The organism is Photorhabdus akhurstii, from assembly GCF_019090985.1.
GTDB lineage: Bacteria > Pseudomonadota > Gammaproteobacteria > Enterobacterales > Enterobacteriaceae > Photorhabdus > Photorhabdus akhurstii.
The window spans coordinates 4,370,856-4,387,427 of record NZ_CP020335.1 but is presented as its reverse complement, the minus strand read 5'-3'; the positions used below and the strand labels follow the sequence as shown (position 1 = coordinate 4,387,427).

Annotated in this window: 15 protein-coding genes; 4 read left to right on the top strand and 11 right to left on the bottom strand. The window is 38.9% G+C overall.

What is annotated here, in order from left to right; genetic code table 11:
* Positions 1–46 precede the first annotated feature (46 nt).
* Positions 47–940, bottom strand: coding sequence for a LysR family transcriptional regulator (locus B0X70_RS18790; protein WP_217470106.1), 894 nt, complete (start codon positions 938–940; stop codon positions 47–49).
* A 172-nt stretch (positions 941–1,112) separates the two neighbouring features.
* Here B0X70_RS18790 and B0X70_RS18785 point away from each other — a divergent pair, with 172 nt between their 5' ends.
* Together B0X70_RS18785 and B0X70_RS18780 are read left to right on the top strand one after the other, a co-directional pair.
* On the top strand, positions 1,113–2,294 hold the full coding sequence (locus B0X70_RS18785; protein ID WP_110090801.1) for an MFS transporter: 1,182 nt from the start codon (positions 1,113–1,115) through the stop codon (positions 2,292–2,294).
* A gap of 342 nt (positions 2,295–2,636) precedes the next feature.
* On the top strand, positions 2,637–3,257 hold the full coding sequence (locus B0X70_RS18780; RefSeq protein WP_036808967.1) for a riboflavin synthase: 621 nt from the start codon (positions 2,637–2,639) through the stop codon (positions 3,255–3,257).
* A 250-nt stretch (positions 3,258–3,507) separates the two neighbouring features.
* Here B0X70_RS18780 and B0X70_RS18775 read toward each other — a convergent pair whose 3' ends face one another.
* From B0X70_RS18775 to ppiB, 5 genes are all read right to left on the bottom strand, one after another.
* Entirely contained in the window at positions 3,508–3,762 is a 255-nt protein-coding gene (locus B0X70_RS18775) for a type II toxin-antitoxin system RelB/DinJ family antitoxin (RefSeq protein ID WP_036808970.1), read from the bottom strand.
* Between the two features lie 105 nt (positions 3,763–3,867).
* The gene (gene purK, locus B0X70_RS18770; protein WP_217470104.1) at positions 3,868–4,950 is read right to left on the bottom strand and encodes a 5-(carboxyamino)imidazole ribonucleotide synthase; all 1,083 of its coding nucleotides are present in this window, start codon (positions 4,948–4,950) and stop codon (positions 3,868–3,870) included.
* Positions 4,947–5,477 carry a 5-(carboxyamino)imidazole ribonucleotide mutase gene (gene purE / locus B0X70_RS18765; RefSeq protein ID WP_040150085.1) on the bottom strand — a complete coding sequence of 177 codons (531 nt, stop codon included), beginning with the start codon at positions 5,475–5,477 and terminating at the stop codon, positions 4,947–4,949. The genes purK and purE overlap by 4 nt, the downstream gene beginning before the upstream one ends.
* Positions 5,478–5,624: 147 nt before the next feature.
* Positions 5,625–6,347 carry a UDP-2,3-diacylglucosamine diphosphatase gene (gene lpxH / locus B0X70_RS18760; RefSeq protein ID WP_217470103.1) on the bottom strand — a complete coding sequence of 241 codons (723 nt, stop codon included), beginning with the start codon at positions 6,345–6,347 and terminating at the stop codon, positions 5,625–5,627.
* A 10-nt stretch (positions 6,348–6,357) separates the two neighbouring features.
* Positions 6,358–6,852 (bottom strand): peptidylprolyl isomerase B, encoded by a 495-nt coding sequence (gene ppiB / locus B0X70_RS18755; protein WP_217470102.1) that lies wholly within the window; start codon positions 6,850–6,852, stop codon positions 6,358–6,360.
* 267 nt (positions 6,853–7,119) lie between these two features.
* Between ppiB and cysS the strand changes: the two genes are divergently transcribed.
* Positions 7,120–8,505 (top strand): cysteine--tRNA ligase, encoded by a 1,386-nt coding sequence (gene cysS / locus B0X70_RS18750; RefSeq protein WP_040150091.1) that lies wholly within the window; start codon positions 7,120–7,122, stop codon positions 8,503–8,505.
* A gap of 351 nt (positions 8,506–8,856) precedes the next feature.
* Here the strand turns inward: cysS and B0X70_RS18745 are convergent, their stop codons facing one another.
* A complete protein-coding gene (locus B0X70_RS18745) occupies positions 8,857–10,080 on the bottom strand; it encodes an insecticidal delta-endotoxin domain-containing protein (RefSeq protein ID WP_036808984.1) in 1,224 nt (407 codons plus the stop codon).
* A 502-nt stretch (positions 10,081–10,582) separates the two neighbouring features.
* Here B0X70_RS18745 and B0X70_RS18740 point away from each other — a divergent pair.
* Complete coding sequence (locus B0X70_RS18740; protein ID WP_217470101.1) at positions 10,583–11,428, top strand: gp53-like domain-containing protein; 846 nt, start codon at positions 10,583–10,585, stop codon at positions 11,426–11,428.
* A 236-nt stretch (positions 11,429–11,664) separates the two neighbouring features.
* On the opposite strand, the gene B0X70_RS18735 is transcribed toward B0X70_RS18740, so the two are convergent.
* The 4 genes from B0X70_RS18735 to B0X70_RS18720 form a co-directional block, all read right to left on the bottom strand.
* Positions 11,665–13,518 (bottom strand): phage tail protein, encoded by a 1,854-nt coding sequence (locus B0X70_RS18735; protein WP_217470100.1) that lies wholly within the window; start codon positions 13,516–13,518, stop codon positions 11,665–11,667.
* A 435-nt stretch (positions 13,519–13,953) separates the two neighbouring features.
* Complete coding sequence (locus B0X70_RS18730; protein ID WP_036808990.1) at positions 13,954–14,871, bottom strand: AEC family transporter; 918 nt, start codon at positions 14,869–14,871, stop codon at positions 13,954–13,956.
* 12 nt (positions 14,872–14,883) lie between these two features.
* A complete protein-coding gene (locus B0X70_RS18725; protein WP_217470098.1) occupies positions 14,884–15,213 on the bottom strand; it encodes a hypothetical protein in 330 nt (109 codons plus the stop codon).
* A 697-nt stretch (positions 15,214–15,910) separates the two neighbouring features.
* The gene (locus tag B0X70_RS18720; RefSeq protein ID WP_036808996.1) at positions 15,911–16,570 is read right to left on the bottom strand and encodes a CoA transferase subunit B; all 660 of its coding nucleotides are present in this window, start codon (positions 16,568–16,570) and stop codon (positions 15,911–15,913) included.
* Positions 16,571–16,572 lie beyond the last annotated feature (2 nt).

The following is a 16,572-nucleotide window of genomic DNA, read 5'->3' as shown; positions in this document are numbered from 1 at the left end:
ATTCAAAAAATAAAGAATAGATTATGAATAGTTAGGTATTCCAAGACTAAATCGTCTTGGCAAGCCTCTTTTGCAATAACGACATAAATACTGTTAATTTTGCTGGCGGGTGAGCAAGTGCCCGCAGTAAATAAATATCTTCTTTACGTCCATCAGGATCATTAAATAAAGGCACCAATTTTCCAGAACGAATATCGGTGGATACCACCCAATTAGGTAAAAGCCCTATCCCAAATCCACTGACAGCGGCCATTCTCAATGTTTCAAAGTCATCGCTGCAAAAAATTCTATTATCATCGTTGAAGTTAATAGCACTGCGATAACGTGACCAGCAAATACCTGCGGGGTCATGATGTTTATCAAGCAAGTAGTGTTCACTCAGTTCCGTCAGTGTTGTCGGTGTTCCATGCTTTTGAATGTAGTTTGGGCTGGCACAAATAACCCAAGTTTGTGTGGCGATGCGTTTTGAATAAAGTGTGCTGTCCTTTAATTCACCAATACGAATAACTGCGTTGAGACGATCCCTGACCGGATCAGTCAAACGCTCGGTTTGATCAAGTTCAACCTGAATTTTAGGATATCGCGTGAATAGTTCCGCTAGCATCGGAATAATATGTTGGCGTCCAAACGTTGGCAGGCAAGCTATGCGTAATGCCCCTTGCGGTTCGCCATTCAACGCCGCCAACTCAGCCTGGACATCGACAAGATCATTGATAATACCTTGCGCCCTTGCAAATAAAATCTCCCCTGCGTCAGTCAGTGATAAACCACGAGTAGAGCGAAAGAATAGTTTTGTCTCTAGCATTTTTTCAAGGTTGTCTATCTGACGAGTGATAGAAGACGCAGTCATACCTTGCAAACGAGCAACGGCAGAAAAACTTTGTGAACGGACAACATGAATGAATGTTGTTAGCATATCGGTACGTAATAAATCTTTCATCGCAATTTTTACCTATACATTTCATATATTACAAATAATACATAACATCTGGTAGCGCTATCACTTTTGCATTCTATGCAAAACAATTTCGTTCGCTCTCTTTATTCCCACGATTTCAAAATGGTGCCAGAATCACTTCATCATAATTCCGGCCCAAATGCTGAGAGTTCCCATGTCAAATACAGCAATTAAACCAAATCCTATTTCTTCCATTTCTCTTATCTTATTATCTGTAGCTTGTGGTTTTGCTGTCGCGAATATTTATTATAACCAACCACTATTGCCAACAATTGGGACAAGTTTTAGCGTTAATGGTTCAATATCCGGCTGGATCGCGACACTAACGCAGATTGGCTACGCGGCGGGGCTTCTCTTTTTTGGGCCGCTTGGCGATACACTAAGCCGTCGCAAGCTGATTTTCTGCCTCTTAATCGGTAACATAGTCAGTCTTATCTTATGTGCCACAGCCCCAAATTTTACATGTCTTTTGACAAGTAGTCTGATTGTGGGGCTAACTTCTATTTCAGCACAAATCATCATTCCCGCCGTATCCGGTTGGGTAATACCAGAAAAGCGTGGCCGGGCGGTAGGAAGTCTGATGAGTGGCCTTTTCGCTGGAGCACTGCTTGCCAGAGCATTGAGTGGTGCGGTTGGAGAGCATTTCGGTTGGCGTGAAATGTTTGTATTAGCAGCTTTAATTGATATCTTCCTGTTTTTTCTGGTCTGGTTTGTACTGCCAGAAATAAAAACATCACACACTATGACTTATAGCCAACTTCTTATTTCACTTGGTAAGTTGGTAAAGCAACAACCCCTTTTGCGTGAAGCAGCATTATCCGGTTTTTTACTGTTCGCCGCTTTTAATACTTTATGGGGTTCTCTGGCCTTATTACTGTCCCAACCACCTTACGGTTGGGGAAGCGATATCGCCGGTCTTTTTGGCTTAACGGGCATTGTGGGAATGCTAGCTTCACCAGTAATAGGTTCGTTGACAGATCGCCTCGGCGGGAGAGCGATTGTTACCACAGGCGCTTTATTGGTGACGTTAGCCTTGTGCCTAATTAGCGGCGCGAACCACAATATTCTATTTTTATTCGCCGGTATTATTCTGTTAGATCTTGGCAGCAGAGCGGGTTTAGTGGCAAATCAAACACGGTTATATACATTATTACCTGATGCCCGCAGTCGACTAAATACCGTATTTATGACCTGTTATTTCGCCGGTGGCGCAATAGGTTCTTCTTTGGGAGCTGTCGCAGCCTGGCATTTTTCTTGGTATGGCGTCGCTTGCAGCGGCGGAGGATGCGCATTATTAGCCGCTCTAGTGGTTATATTTAGTTCAAAGAGCAGTTAGTGATGAATATTCAAATTAAAGTGTTTCCATAAGTTATAAAAATAATCTTCGATTCTATCTCTGTTTATATTTGATAATTGTCAATTTAATAGTAAGAAATAATCCATTCTACAAAAAGCTTGATATAGTTAAAAACTATAGGGTAAAGTAGTTTATTGGCTTTTAAATGTTTTATTGAAATTTTTATTTAAATCAAGTATATAAAAGATATTTTGTAAATATGGGGTAGGAAAATGTGGTTAATGGAGCTAATAAAATTTTATTAGATATATTCATGAAAATCATAAATTCTATTAATGTAACAAGGGCATTTCTACTTAATATAAATAAAAGAGGGTGATTATGTATACTGGAATTGTGCAAGGAAAAGAAAGCGTATTATCTCTTGATAAAAAAGACGGGTTTAGTACATTAACCGTCAGTAATAATAACCATTTCTTTGATGATGTTTCTGTGGGGGCTAGTGTGGCGATTAATGGTACATGCCTGACTGTCACCCAATTTAAGAACGATATCGTCTGGTTTGATATATCAGATTTTACGGCTGATGTGACCACATTAAAGTTTTTAAATGTGGGGGATGAAGTTAATATTGAAAGATCACATCAAATGAATAAAGAGAATGGCGGTCATAGTCTATATGGGCATATTGAAGGTGTGGCAGAAGTCGTTGAATTTATCAAAACTGGCGAAACTTATCGATTAGTGATTAATATTCCTGGCGATAATATAAGATATTTTTTCCATAAAGGTTTTATTGGGTTACATGGTTGTAGCTTGACAATAAATGGTATAAATGAAGAAGATAAAACCATAGAATTGAATTTAATTCCAGAAACGTTAAGGGCTACCAATCTTAGTAATATTAAAGTTGGTGACTTACTTAATTACGAAATAGATCAAACAACCAGAACGATTGTAGACACAATATCCAGATCGATGAATGCTAATAGATCAATATGATAATTGAAGTTTGAAGTTTGAAGTTTGAAGTTTGAAGTAATATATACCCTATGGATTTCAAGATGCATCGCGACGGCAAGGGAGTGAATCCCCGGGAGCATAGAAAACTATGTGACCGGGGTGAGCGAGTGCAGCCAACAAAGAGGCAACTTGAAAGATGACGGGTATAAATAAGCTGGAATGTGGGGCGGTAAGTTATTTACTTCCGCTTCGACAGTTAATCCCAAGCCATTAAATGGCAAACGTTTGATTATTTTGATGGACGTTTGTCATCTATTATTTTATCCCAAAATTCATCTATGGTACCTACACTTGTACCGCCACCACTTTCCAGCTCATGGATCGCTGCCTGTGTTGTAGCATTAGGAACATGGTGTTCTTTTGTCGCTCTAGTTAATACCAGACGGACAAAGCTAGACATATTCAAATTATTATTCCGGGCGGCTTGTGCCATCGCATTTTTCAGTTTTTCAGAAACACGAACTTTTAATATAGCCGTATTCATATGTCCCTCTTTGTCTCTTAATTTGTATCCTTACTGTGGGACTATTGTGGATACAAATCAAGATAACAAGATCGATAAATAAACAACGTTAGTGTTAGGCGTTAGTTAAATTAATTTTTCCTGCGCCCATTCAAGGCCACTCTGATATTCAGGAGGCAGCATAGGAACAAGTTTCTGCAATGTATCTTTTAATTCATTTTTATCAAAGTGAGAAAGATTAAGATGACCAACTTTACGTGCAGGGCGAACTTCTTTTTCATACCAATGTAAATGTACTAATGGCAAGCTTAACCATTGGGTATTGATATCTGTACCAATCAAATTGATCATAACTGACGGCGCAGTGACTTCTGGTCGAGGCAGGGGCAAATCCAGAATAGCGCGAAGATGTAATTCGAACTGGCTGATAGACGCGCCGTTCTGAGTCCAATGACCGCTGTTGTGAACGCGTGGCGCGAGTTCGTTAATCAATAAATTATCACCGACAATAAAACATTCCATTGCCATCACGCCGATATATTTCAGCTCGTGCATAATAGCTGACAACATATTTTCAGCCTGTTGTTGTAAATGGTAATGTTGTAACTGGTTATTTTCCTGAGGAGAAACAATACTGGCGCGGAGAATGCCATCTTGATGCAGATTATGTGCTAAGGGGTAGAACACACAATCGCCATTTTTATTGCGGGCGCCGACCAGTGAAACTTCGCCAGAGAAAGGAATGGCTTGCTCAGCAATACATTCACCATAAATATCAGCGGGTAATGCTGTTTCATCTCCGGGACGAATACGCCATTGCCCTCGGCCGTCATAACCGCCAGTACGGCGCTTAACGATAACGAAACTACCGAGTTCAGAGAATAATTGCGGCCATTGGTTGGTATCGGAGAGTAATTGCCACGGAGCCGTTGCCAGTCCAAGGCTATCCATTAACTGTTTTTGCGGCAGCCGATCAGCCAGACGGGGAAAGATATCTCGATTAGCGAAAGCCTTATGGCGGGCAAGTTCCTGAGTAAGAGCCGTTTCCGGCCAGCGCTCAATTTCAGCGGTAATAACGCTATTTTGATAAGGAACCGCTTCGGGTTCTGCATCCAAGCCAACAGGATAAACCGTGATACCTAAAGGCTCACCAGCTTGACGTAACATGCGGCCGAGCTGACCATTGCCTAATACACAAACTGGCTTCATGCTTCCTCCCGCGGATCAGGATTATCGAGTACATCCTGAGTTTGTATTTCACGCCAATGGCTGAGGCGTTGCAGTAAATCTTTATCATGACGAGCCAGAATCTGTGCCGCCAGTAGAGCTGCATTTGCCGCGCCGGCTTTCCCAATTGCAAGTGTGCCGACAGGAATCCCTTTTGGCATCTGTACGATAGAGTAAAGACTGTCTACCCCATTCAGTGTAGCGCTTTGTACGGGTACGCCGAGAACCGGCACCAGCGTTTTAGCCGCCAACATGCCGGGTAAATGAGCAGCGCCGCCGGCGCCAGCGATAATGACATCAAAACCATTTTGTTCAGCTTGCTCGGCAAAACTGAATAGTTTATCGGGTGTACGGTGAGCAGAAACAATTTCAACATGAAAAGGTACATTAAGAGAAGTGAGAATATCAGCCGCGTGCTGCATCGTCGTCCAATCGCTTTTAGAACCCATGACAATGGCGATTTTGGCATTGTGTTGAGTTGTTCCTGCTAAATCAGGCTGGGCAGTCATAAATCAAATGCTCCTGTGTTTTAACGTCCACCAGAATAAAAATAACGCTTTAAGGCCGCGGATCATATCATGCTCACAAGCTAAGGAAAACGATTGCGTTACTTTATACTTTTGTTGTGACACTTGGATGTCGGGGTTCCCGGTTAATCAGAATGGGAAAGAGATAAGATCGATTGATGTATCCGTTACTTTGAACATCGATCCCTGATGATGCCATGCGCCAAGCACACCACGGTAAACGGTTTTATCATGCAGAGGAATTTCATGTACAAAAGGGCGGTGGGTGTGTCCATGAATCATCCAGTCAGCTTGATACCGCTCAAAAGCATCAATAACAGCTTGCTGGTTTACATCCATAATGGCTTCGGATTTTCTGCTGTTGACCGATTGGCTGTTGGCTCGCATTTTTACGGCAATTTTTTGGCGGATAGACAGAGGTAGCAGTAGAAACAGACGTTGGACCCACGGGGTATGAACCCGCTTACGATATCGTTGATAATCTTCGTCATCAGTACACAAGGTATCGCCGTGCAGAATAAGTACTCGCTTACCGTACAGTTCTAGTACTTTTTCCTGTGGAAGCAATATGACGCCGCTCTCTTTTGCAAAGTGCGAACCGAACAGAAAGTCACGGTTGCCATGAATAAAGTAACAGGTAACACCTTGTTGTTGCACAGTTTTTAATGCGCTAGCGATTTCACGGTGGAGAGGATTGTTATCATCATCGCCGATCCAGTAATCGAACAGATCACCGAGAATATAGAGGCTATCGGCCTGAATGGCATCCTCATGCAAAAAACGCAGAAAACCGGCAGTGATTGCCGGTTCATGTTCGCTGAGATGTAAATCTGCGATAAAAAGTGTGCACATATTCAGTGAGTTATTCGCTGACAGTTACTTTTTCGATGATAACATCTTCGAGTGGTACATCTTGGTGCATACCGCTGCGACCGGTAGAAACGCCTTTGATCTTATCAACAACATCCATACCTTCGGTCACTTCGGCAAAGACGCAGTAACCCCAGCCATCAGGGCGCTCAGAACGGAAGTTCAGGAAATCATTATCAACAACGTTAATGAAGAACTGCGCAGTTGCTGAGTGTGGATCGTTGGTGCGGGCCATTGCCAAAGTACCACGGTTGTTTTTCAGACCGTTATTGGCTTCGTTTTTGATAGCTGCATCCGTCGGCTTTTGTTTCATACCAGGTTCAAATCCACCACCCTGAATCATGAAACCGTTAATAACACGGTGGAAAATAGTATTATCGTAGAAGCTATTGCGGCAGTAGTTCAAGAAATTCTCAACAGTTACAGGAGCTTTGTCGGCGAAAGTATTAATTACGATATCGCCAAAATTGGTATGGAAAGTCACCATAATTGAAATCCTAATAATAGTTTTGACTAACCCAGTTAGAGCATTCGGACCAGGCGGCTTTTATATCACATATACCATAATGAGTCAGTACCTATTAGTTTCAGTAAGCTATATTGATCGCTAGCCTTGCAAAGCGCTTGATATCAGGTTTCAATATCCTATTGGACTATGCCATATCGAGCCGTTATTGATGAGATAGGGACATAAATCCAGAATTATCAATTCGTTATTTTTAACACACGTACAGTGAATTTACGGAAAATCTCGATGCTAAAAATTTTCAATACCCTCAGCCGTCAGAAAGAAGAATTTAAGCCAATCCATCCGGGGAAAGTAGGGATGTACGTGTGTGGTATCACGATTTATGACCTGTGTCATATTGGTCACGGCAGAACCTTTGTTTCTTTTGATGTGGTTGCTCGTTATCTGCGTTATCTGGGATACGATTTAACTTATGTACGCAATGTGACCGATGTTGATGACAAAATCATCAAGCGGGCGGCAGAAAACCGTGAAAGTTGTGATGATCTGACTGGCCGTATGTTGGCGGAAATGTATAAAGATTTTGACGCGCTGAATATCTTACGCCCTGATCTGGAACCACGTGCGACCCGGCATATCCCGGAGATTATTACACTGACCGAATCGTTGATAAAACGTGGTCATGCTTATGTTGCGGATAATGGCGATGTCATGTTTTCCGTCGAGAGTGATCAGGATTACGGATCACTTTCCCGTCAGGATCTCAGCCAGTTACAAGCGGGGGCGCGAGTGGAAGTGGCTGATGTTAAGCGTAACCCGATGGATTTTGTGTTGTGGAAAATGTCCAAACCTGGGGAACCAAGTTGGGAATCGCCGTGGGGAGCGGGCCGTCCGGGTTGGCATATTGAATGTTCTGCCATGAACAGTAAACAGCTAGGTAATCATTTTGATATTCATGGTGGTGGCGCTGATCTGATGTTTCCCCATCATGAAAATGAAATTGCACAATCTACCTGCGCCCATGATGGTCCGTATGTGAATTACTGGATGCATTCAGGGATGGTGATGGTGGATAAAGAGAAGATGTCCAAATCGCTGAACAATTTCTTTACTATCCGTGACGTATTGGAATATTACGATGCGGAGACGGTACGCTACTTCTTATTGTCAGGCCATTACCGCAGTCAACTTAACTATACAGAAGATAACCTAAAGCAGGCCCGTACCGCACTTGAACGATTTTATACAGCTCTGCGAGGTACAGATGCTTCTGTACAGCCGGCCGGTGGTGAAGTATTTGAGGAGCGTTTCATTGAAGCGATGAATGATGACTTCAATACGCCAGAGGCTTATTCGGTATTGTTTGATATGGCACGTGAAATTAACCGCCTGAAATCAGAAGATATGGACGCAGCGAATGGTTTAGCGGCTGAATTACGCAAGTTGGCTGGTATTCTAGGTTTATTGCAACAAGAGCCGGAGCAATTCCTGCACCGTGGTGTTCAGGCTGACGATGAAGAGATTGCTAAAATTGAAGCGCTAATTAAGCAGCGTAATGATGCCCGTAAAAACAAAGATTGGGCGCTGGCAGATTCTGCTCGTAATCAGTTAAATGAGATGGGTATTGAACTGGAAGATGGTCCGCAAGGGACAAGCTGGCGTCGTAAGTAAGTTCGATCTATTTTTGGTGTTAATTTATAATTTAGGCTCCCTACTGAGGGAGTCTAAGATTGATGGTTTATCTCTATTATCCCACTTGTTGCTTTATGAAATTTCCTGATTAAGAAATAAGGCAAGTTTGAAAAAAATGTTTATGATTTTTTGAATAAATTCAAAAAAAACTCTCTGGCTTATAAGGTTTCTATTTAAACAAGTCACAATCTTTTAATTCCCACAAGCTGAATATCTATAAAAGTATATTGCTTGTCATGTCTGAATGGATAACTCAACAACCACCGACTAAAATCGGTGGTTGTTGAGTTGAGACTGTCACCAAGGTCTCAGTGACAATCTCATGCAACATTATAGTCCTAAAAATTCAATATGCTGAATTAACCCTTGACCAGATAGACGTTTACCTTCTTCTTCATGTAATGTTAACAATAGAGGCCCTGCCTCTAAATCAACTTCAGTTGTCCGATATACAACCGGCCCGTAGTTTGAACCTGATTTATAAGGTGTTAAAACTCTTTCGGTAAAGAATTTGATATTTTGATCGAAAATAGTGTTGTTTGACTGTTCTAGCTTCATTTGGATTGCCGAATCAAAATTGAATGAATCTGCCATATAAGCATAATACATGCGTAAACGATACCGTCCTGCCGATTTAACCTGTAAGGTAATTTGAGTCGGGCCACGCTCATACATTTGCGGTTCTGCTGCTGAAAGATAATTATAGCCCTTGTTAATAGATGTCCTACCGCCATTCAAAAATACATCACCGAGAAAAATATTGTTATAGTTATGGTCGATAAATAAATTATCTGTGTCACTTGGATTTAAACAGACACGTGAAGATTTTCGTTGTGCGCCAAAAGTTAAATGGGATTGAATATTAGTATAGTCACTTGTCCAATATATCATTGAACGCTTTGCCTGTGATTCCGGCTCGTAAAAGTCGTCACTGTTATATCTATGAATAGCAGCAACTATGATATCGTTAAACATAATATCTGCTTGTTCGGCTATTGCTTTGCTGTATTTTTGAAGATCATCAGGTGAATAACCCCATTCCGATCCATTAACCAAGGTATCTCTTAATGTAAAGAAATATAATAAACAGGAAAGGGAACAAATGCTGGATAAGAGCGTAATACTGTTTTTCTTCGCTGTATTAATACTGAGAATACACAAACGACGCATATCCGCTATCGCGATTTCATTACGAACTACAATTAATTGTCTTGCTTCATCTGTGGGATTTTTTTGATAAGATGCGATGGCATCTTGTAAACTTTCTGCATCTTTTCTTACGGCTTGATACTCTGCTTCTAACCATTCACTAGTATATTTAATTAATGCATCTTGAATAATCCCAATGACATCGACTTCTTTAGGTTCTGTCAGTTTTTTGTACGTCAGTTTTAATAAAATACTTAATACACTGGATACAACACCTTGTGGAGACACAGAATCTGACTGATTAAAACTTTTCTTTTTAATCATATCTAACGCTTCTAAAGTCAAAAGGTGTAATTTAATATTATTGTCTTGTACATCTATATTATTTTCCAATGATATTGTCATTTTAGTTACCTTATTTTTGGTTATAAAATACATTCTTGTTTTTAATTATATTACACGACCATTTGATGGAATGGAATTTTATTTCATAATATTTGGTTGATAAACAAGACTTATTATTTAAATCTTTAGAAATTTAATTCGGTTCTGATGTCAATCAAGCGAACAAACTATAGCACTATTGTGAAATGCTATTTATATCCAGTAATTTATAGCCATAATATTTTAAGCAATTATTTTCTTTAATAATAATCTTGGTAATAACCGTTCGAGTAATAAATTGATAATAATCAGATTATTGATAAAGTTTTTTTGCTTTTATTGAACGACTTATAACTTGTAAAATAATAACGATGAATCATCTAATTAATAAATGATGAGGTAGTAAATGTAATTATTATTGTTTTTGAGCCAGACTGTGATTATTGTGAATTACAATGAGTTATTGACATAATAATTTAATATATCAATTATAAGATAACATTATTTAATCTAAGGAGAGTATATGAGCCAAAAAAATGATTTTAAAGCTTTTTCTATTAGTAATAATGCAAATGTAGTGAGCCAAGAGGGATATGAAGAAAGCCGGAGTTTGAGTACTGGATTTCCACCTGAGAATATTACTACTCACTTATTAAATAAGGTATTACGTCAATCTTCAACAATAGCATCTGTGGTTGCTAATTTTATTGCGACACAATCTGGCGATAATGTTTTAGATGATGGTAATATCGCTAAGCTTTCTGCTCAATTAAATAGAGCGTTGGAACAAAAAATCACTACAACAGCACCAGATGCTTCGTTAACACAAAAAGGGGTTGTTCAGCTTACCGATGTAATTGGTAATAGTGACTCATTGGCAGTAACGCAAAAGCTTGCCCAGGAGATAATAAATTCGTTGCGTGAGAATATTAATAGTAGAGTACTTAATACCCGAAAAGTGAATGGGAAGGCGTTGTCGAGTGACATCAATTTGAATGCCGGGGATGTGGGAAGTTATGATAAATCTGAATCTGACTCTCGTTATGGTAATAAAAATACATCCTTAAAAGCGGTAAATGGTTGGTGGAAATGTGGCAATACTGGGATGATATTTCAATGGGGAATTTCAGATGTTACCACGCATGATAATCCTGATAGACATGTTAATTTCCCAATTCCGTTCCCAGAAAGGGTTATTGTAGTTGGTGAACACGATAACGAAGGTAGTGTTAATAAAGCAGTTTGGCAAATAAATAATATTCAATTGTCAGGTTTCACTGCGTCGAATCTTGGCATGTTAAGCCGAGGTGTTAAAGAATTTGGGCCGATACCTCAATCAAGATGTGTTTGGTTTGCTTGGGGGTTCTAATCTGGAAATGAGTGATAATAGTTCTTTGCGTTAATAATCGTTAGTCATTAAAATTGGATTGATTTATTTAAGTCATTTGTTATTAAATGTATTTAATCGGTTATCTTTCCTATATCAGAATGTTTTATAGATGAAAAAAACAAACCTCGCTATTTTGAACGAGGTTTGTTAACTGATTTTCTGTGTTTCAACGAATTGTAATAATGCAGGAGAGCTAAGTAGCTCTGATTACATTATTATGGTTTTTCAGGTAGTTGCACACGAATATTAATTACTCTTCCGTCTGGAATATCGCATGGTTCAGCATCATGGTAATAAACAACTTCTCCTGTTGCAGTTACGCTTTTGACACGTTTATTTTGAGCAAATTCAGGAGCGTCTTTATTTTGACGATGGTAACATTCGATGGTTATATCGCCGCTGGCGGTGTCTACCGATTCACGCACCCAAATCAGATTTAACCCGTTGCTGTCTGCCGGGATGATAGTTCCACCGTGAATTCCCCACGCGCCATCTTTGGCAAAACCATTGCAACCGCTGATACGATATTTCCCTGTATCTACACGCTTAACCGTCACTCCCTCAGCTTCGTTGGTTAACTCGTAAGTTCCGTCTGGATGAATATCTACAACTGGGCTGGATGCTCTGAGAATGCCGTTAGTGTCGAAGTGTGTGTTTTTATCTGTCCGAAGTTGGCTAACTTTTGTAATTCCGCCTCCATCACTTCCGTGGATAAAGCTAATACCGGCATAGTCATAATGCGCGACAAATCCCGCCCATATATCATGCATTCTTGTTACATAGCCGCCTGACCACGGATATCCAATGCCACCATGATTTTCTGCAAATCTGAATGCATGACCACCCTGCGGTAATGATTTTATCCATGCTGTAAGATCACTTATATTCGCTGGATTAATATACTTTGGTTGGATAAATTCAGATCCTTCGGATTTTGCATATGCCCCGATATCCGCCGGCGTCGGTTTATTTTTTGTTGTATAAATATCAGTCCAATCTTCCTCAAAACCATAATTATCACGGGAAGAGCGATAAGCAATCCCTCGGTTTTTGTACAGCACTTTTAACTGAAAAGCAGGGCAGCTTCCAATACCATTATTGAAATGAGCAATATGCGAAGAATCTATGCCAGGGTTCAGTAAATCATATAACCCTGTGTTTGCGTTCCAGGGGACTTGATTACTAACAGTGTATCTTTCTGTTAATCCAAGCTTAAATGCCCCAACATCCGCTGCCGTTGGTTTATTTTTTGTTGTATAAATATCAGTCCAATCTTCCTCAAAACCATGATTATCACGGGCAGAGCGATAAGCAATTCCCCGGTTTTTGTACAGCACTTTCAATTGAAAAGCTGGACAGCTTCCAACGCCATTATTGAAATGAGCGATATGAGAAGAATCTATTCCAGGGTTCAGCAAATCATATAACCCTGTGTTTGCGTTCCAGGGGACTTGATTACTAACAGTGTTGTTTCCTGTTAATCCAAGCTTAAATGCCCCCACATCTCCAGCGTTCAGACTGATATCCCCGGTTAACGCTTTTCCATTAATTTTTCTACTATTCGGTACCGCATTTTTAGCTAAATTGCCGGTTTCTGCTAAGCCGAGATTTTTCACAAACGCATTTTTATCAGGAATGTCTGCGCCATTTTGGCTTTTTGCTAATCTGTTGTTAGCATTATCATTTACATCAGAAACAAGTTTTTGAGTGACTGCAAGTGAATTGCTGTTGCCTATTTTATCTGTGAGTTGAACAATTCCTTTCTGGGTTAGTGAAGCGCTTGGAACTTCTGCGGCGATCTTTTTTTCTAAGGCTTTATTTAATTGAGTAGTGAGTTTGACTATATCCCCATCATCCAGAACATCATCGCCATATTGTGTCGCGATAAAATTAGCTATTGTAGAGGATATTGCTGAAGATTGACGTAATACCTTATTGAGCAAATGAGTGGTGATATTTTCTGGAGGAAATCCAGTCTTTAAAGCCGGGTTTGCTTCATACCCTTCTTGGCTTACTACGTTAGCATTATTACTAATAGAAAAAGCTTTAAAATCATTCTTGGGACTCATATACTTTCCTCAAATTAAATAATACTATTTTATAATTAACATATTGAATTATTGTGAAAATAACTCCTGTCAACTCCCGCTGAACATAGTCTAGTTAGGAATGGGAATAATGGAATATTCTTATATCTTATGAGGTTAATTATTTTTGTATGGTTGGTGGCAATAAATAACTGTAAATTTTGTAACTAGAAACATATCAAAGTTATTTATATTTAATATATGAAATTACTTCTTATATTTCTTCCTGTTTTTTCTGTCAGATGTACGGTATATTTTTTTATTTTTAACGATTGAATAGATTGCTAAAAATGGATTGAGTTCTATTAAGTGATCTACTGTTTGACATGGTTGTTTAGTAATAGAAAACATATTACATTTATTCTGAATAATATGTTTTCTATATCATGACCATGACGCTCTGTTTTATGCCTATTTTTATAACTTCATATTACCAAGAATTAAAGTTACAGTAATAATGGATAATAACGTTGTCCATGTAATAATAGATGCCATTGCCTCATGATCACCACCCATTTGTTTAGCTAATATATAAGCATTACCAGCACAAGGCACTGCGGAATATAGAATAGCAATGTTTGCGGGAACGCCTGATACACCTAAATATTTTATTATCAATATGGTGATAAGTGGCATTACAACCAGCTTAAGTATAGTCGCATAGGAAATAGAAAGTATCTTTTTTATATGCATGCTGATGATCAATCCAGCGCCTACGGACATTAAGCTTAATGGTGTAGCTGCGTTCGATAAGTAAATAAAAAGTTGCCTGATTGGTCCGGTAATATGAATGTTAAAGTAGTTTAGCAATACTCCAATAATTGCACCAATGATTAGCGGGTTTTTAGCTAAAGCAAGGATAGCGCCACCGAGACTTTTCTTACTTCCGTGACCATAATGATTCATTACGAGTACGCTCATAATATTGGTAATAATTATCATATAGGCCACAAAGAATCCGGATAATGCAACTCCCTCACTGCTGAATAGTGATTGTGAAAGTGCTATAAAAACATATGAGTTATATCTAACTCCTCCTTGGAAAATAGATGTAAATAGATCTGGTGTAGTGTTAAAGAAAAATCTACCGATGAAAATAATAATAGCGATTATTATTGTTGAACTTATGGTTGATACGATTGGATAGAAGTTATCGGAACCAGAGAAATTAGCCTCACTAATATCTAATATTAACAAGCAAGGAAAGAAAAGATAGTAAACAAATTTATCTGAAAAATTCCAGAAAATAGAAATGTCCTTTATGTATATTTTAGATAGGAATCCAAGAGTAATTAGTAGGAATATAGGTAGGATTGAAAAGAAAACATTTAACATCTGGTGGTCCTTTTAGACAGAGAAAACTCTATGCTCTATTTGATTTAAATACCGATGATTCCAAAGGTTAGATGAGATAAATACGCGTTGTAGTCGCCAGTTAAAATATTTATATTGATGTTTTATAATTTTTCTAATAGGGTATATTGGCTTAGGGTTTATGGATGTTTTTTGTTTATTTAGGGCTGATATTATTCTTACAGGTAAAGAAGACATCATGGCGGATTTAACTAAATGAATATATAAATCGCCACCGGTAGGATCGTAATCAATTTTGTTTAATGCTGAAAATAGATCCTGTTTTTCTTGCATGGTTAATTGAAATATATTTTGGTAATCCATTTATATTCTCTTTGAAAAATTATAATGTTAACTAACCCTAAAAGTAGGAATATATTACATATATTGTTCTTCTTTAAAACCAAAATTAATAGATAGTGTGATTTGAATCACCTAAAATAAAATTATTATATTTGATTTTTTAAATCTTAAAGTGTGATAAAAATCATCTTTTTAATAGCTAATGATCACTGTAGCTAGATAGTCTAAAGATTAAGTAGGATGTATTAATGGAAAAATAAATTGATTTATCTGTAGCCCTACAATTGACAAAAAACGATAAAAGTTATGTGGTTGCATGAATACGCCTATATTAAATAGGCTGGCATGATTACAGTTATATGTTAACTGTTTCGTTAAATAAGAATACTAAGATTCTTCTTGTAAAAATAACTATATAATTTTATGAGAATTCAATGAGTATTTATTATAATTACTCTATGCTTTATCTAGAATAAAGAGACAGTTCTTGAAGGGTTATTACTTCATTTTATTAATATTTGAGTGGCTATTTGTTTTAATTACAGTATCTTCAAATTTCTTGATGTGATTATTGATAATGATGATGAGTTAGCGGGAATATGAGCAATGCTAATAATTAGCAGATTCCAGCAGCCATTGCCTCACATCTGAACTGTCTAGATTGGTGGGGCGGTAGGATAGTACTGATAAAACCAGCTAATGATTTTGCTAATTATGCTCATTTCTCCTGTACCGGAATAGGCATGATTTTGAGGTCATGTGCGATACTAAATTCTGCTTCGGTTTTTTCTCGCAGAGCCTCTAATGTGACATTTGGCGCATGTTCTTTCAGGATTAACTGGCCCTGTTCAAAGCAGAAGACAGCTAATTCAGTGACAATCATGCTGACTTTATTGATGGCAGTGAGTGGCAAAGTACACTGCTTGAGGATTTTTGCTGAACCGTCTTTGGTACAATGTTTCATGGCAATGATGACTTTACGTGCGCCGGTGACAAGATCCATTGCTCCTCCCATACCAAGGACCATTTTCCCCGGTATCATCCAACTGGCTAGATTGGCGTGCTGATCAACTTGCAGACCTCCCAGAATGCAGGTATCTACGTGACCACCGCGGATCAGGGCAAAAGAGAGGGCGCTGTCAAATATGGCAGCGCCGGGCAGGATGCCACAGGGTTTTCCGCCCGCGTTGACCAAATTAGGATGTACTTCTGTAATCGGTCCAAGGCCCAATATGCCGTTTTCTGATTGGAGAGTAATATGAATGTGATCAGGCAGATAGTTCGGGACTTGTGTGGGAATGCCGATGCCAAGATTAACAACGTCGCCGTCTTGTAGTTCGAGAGCAGCGCGGTGGGCAATAACTTGTTGAGCATTCATTA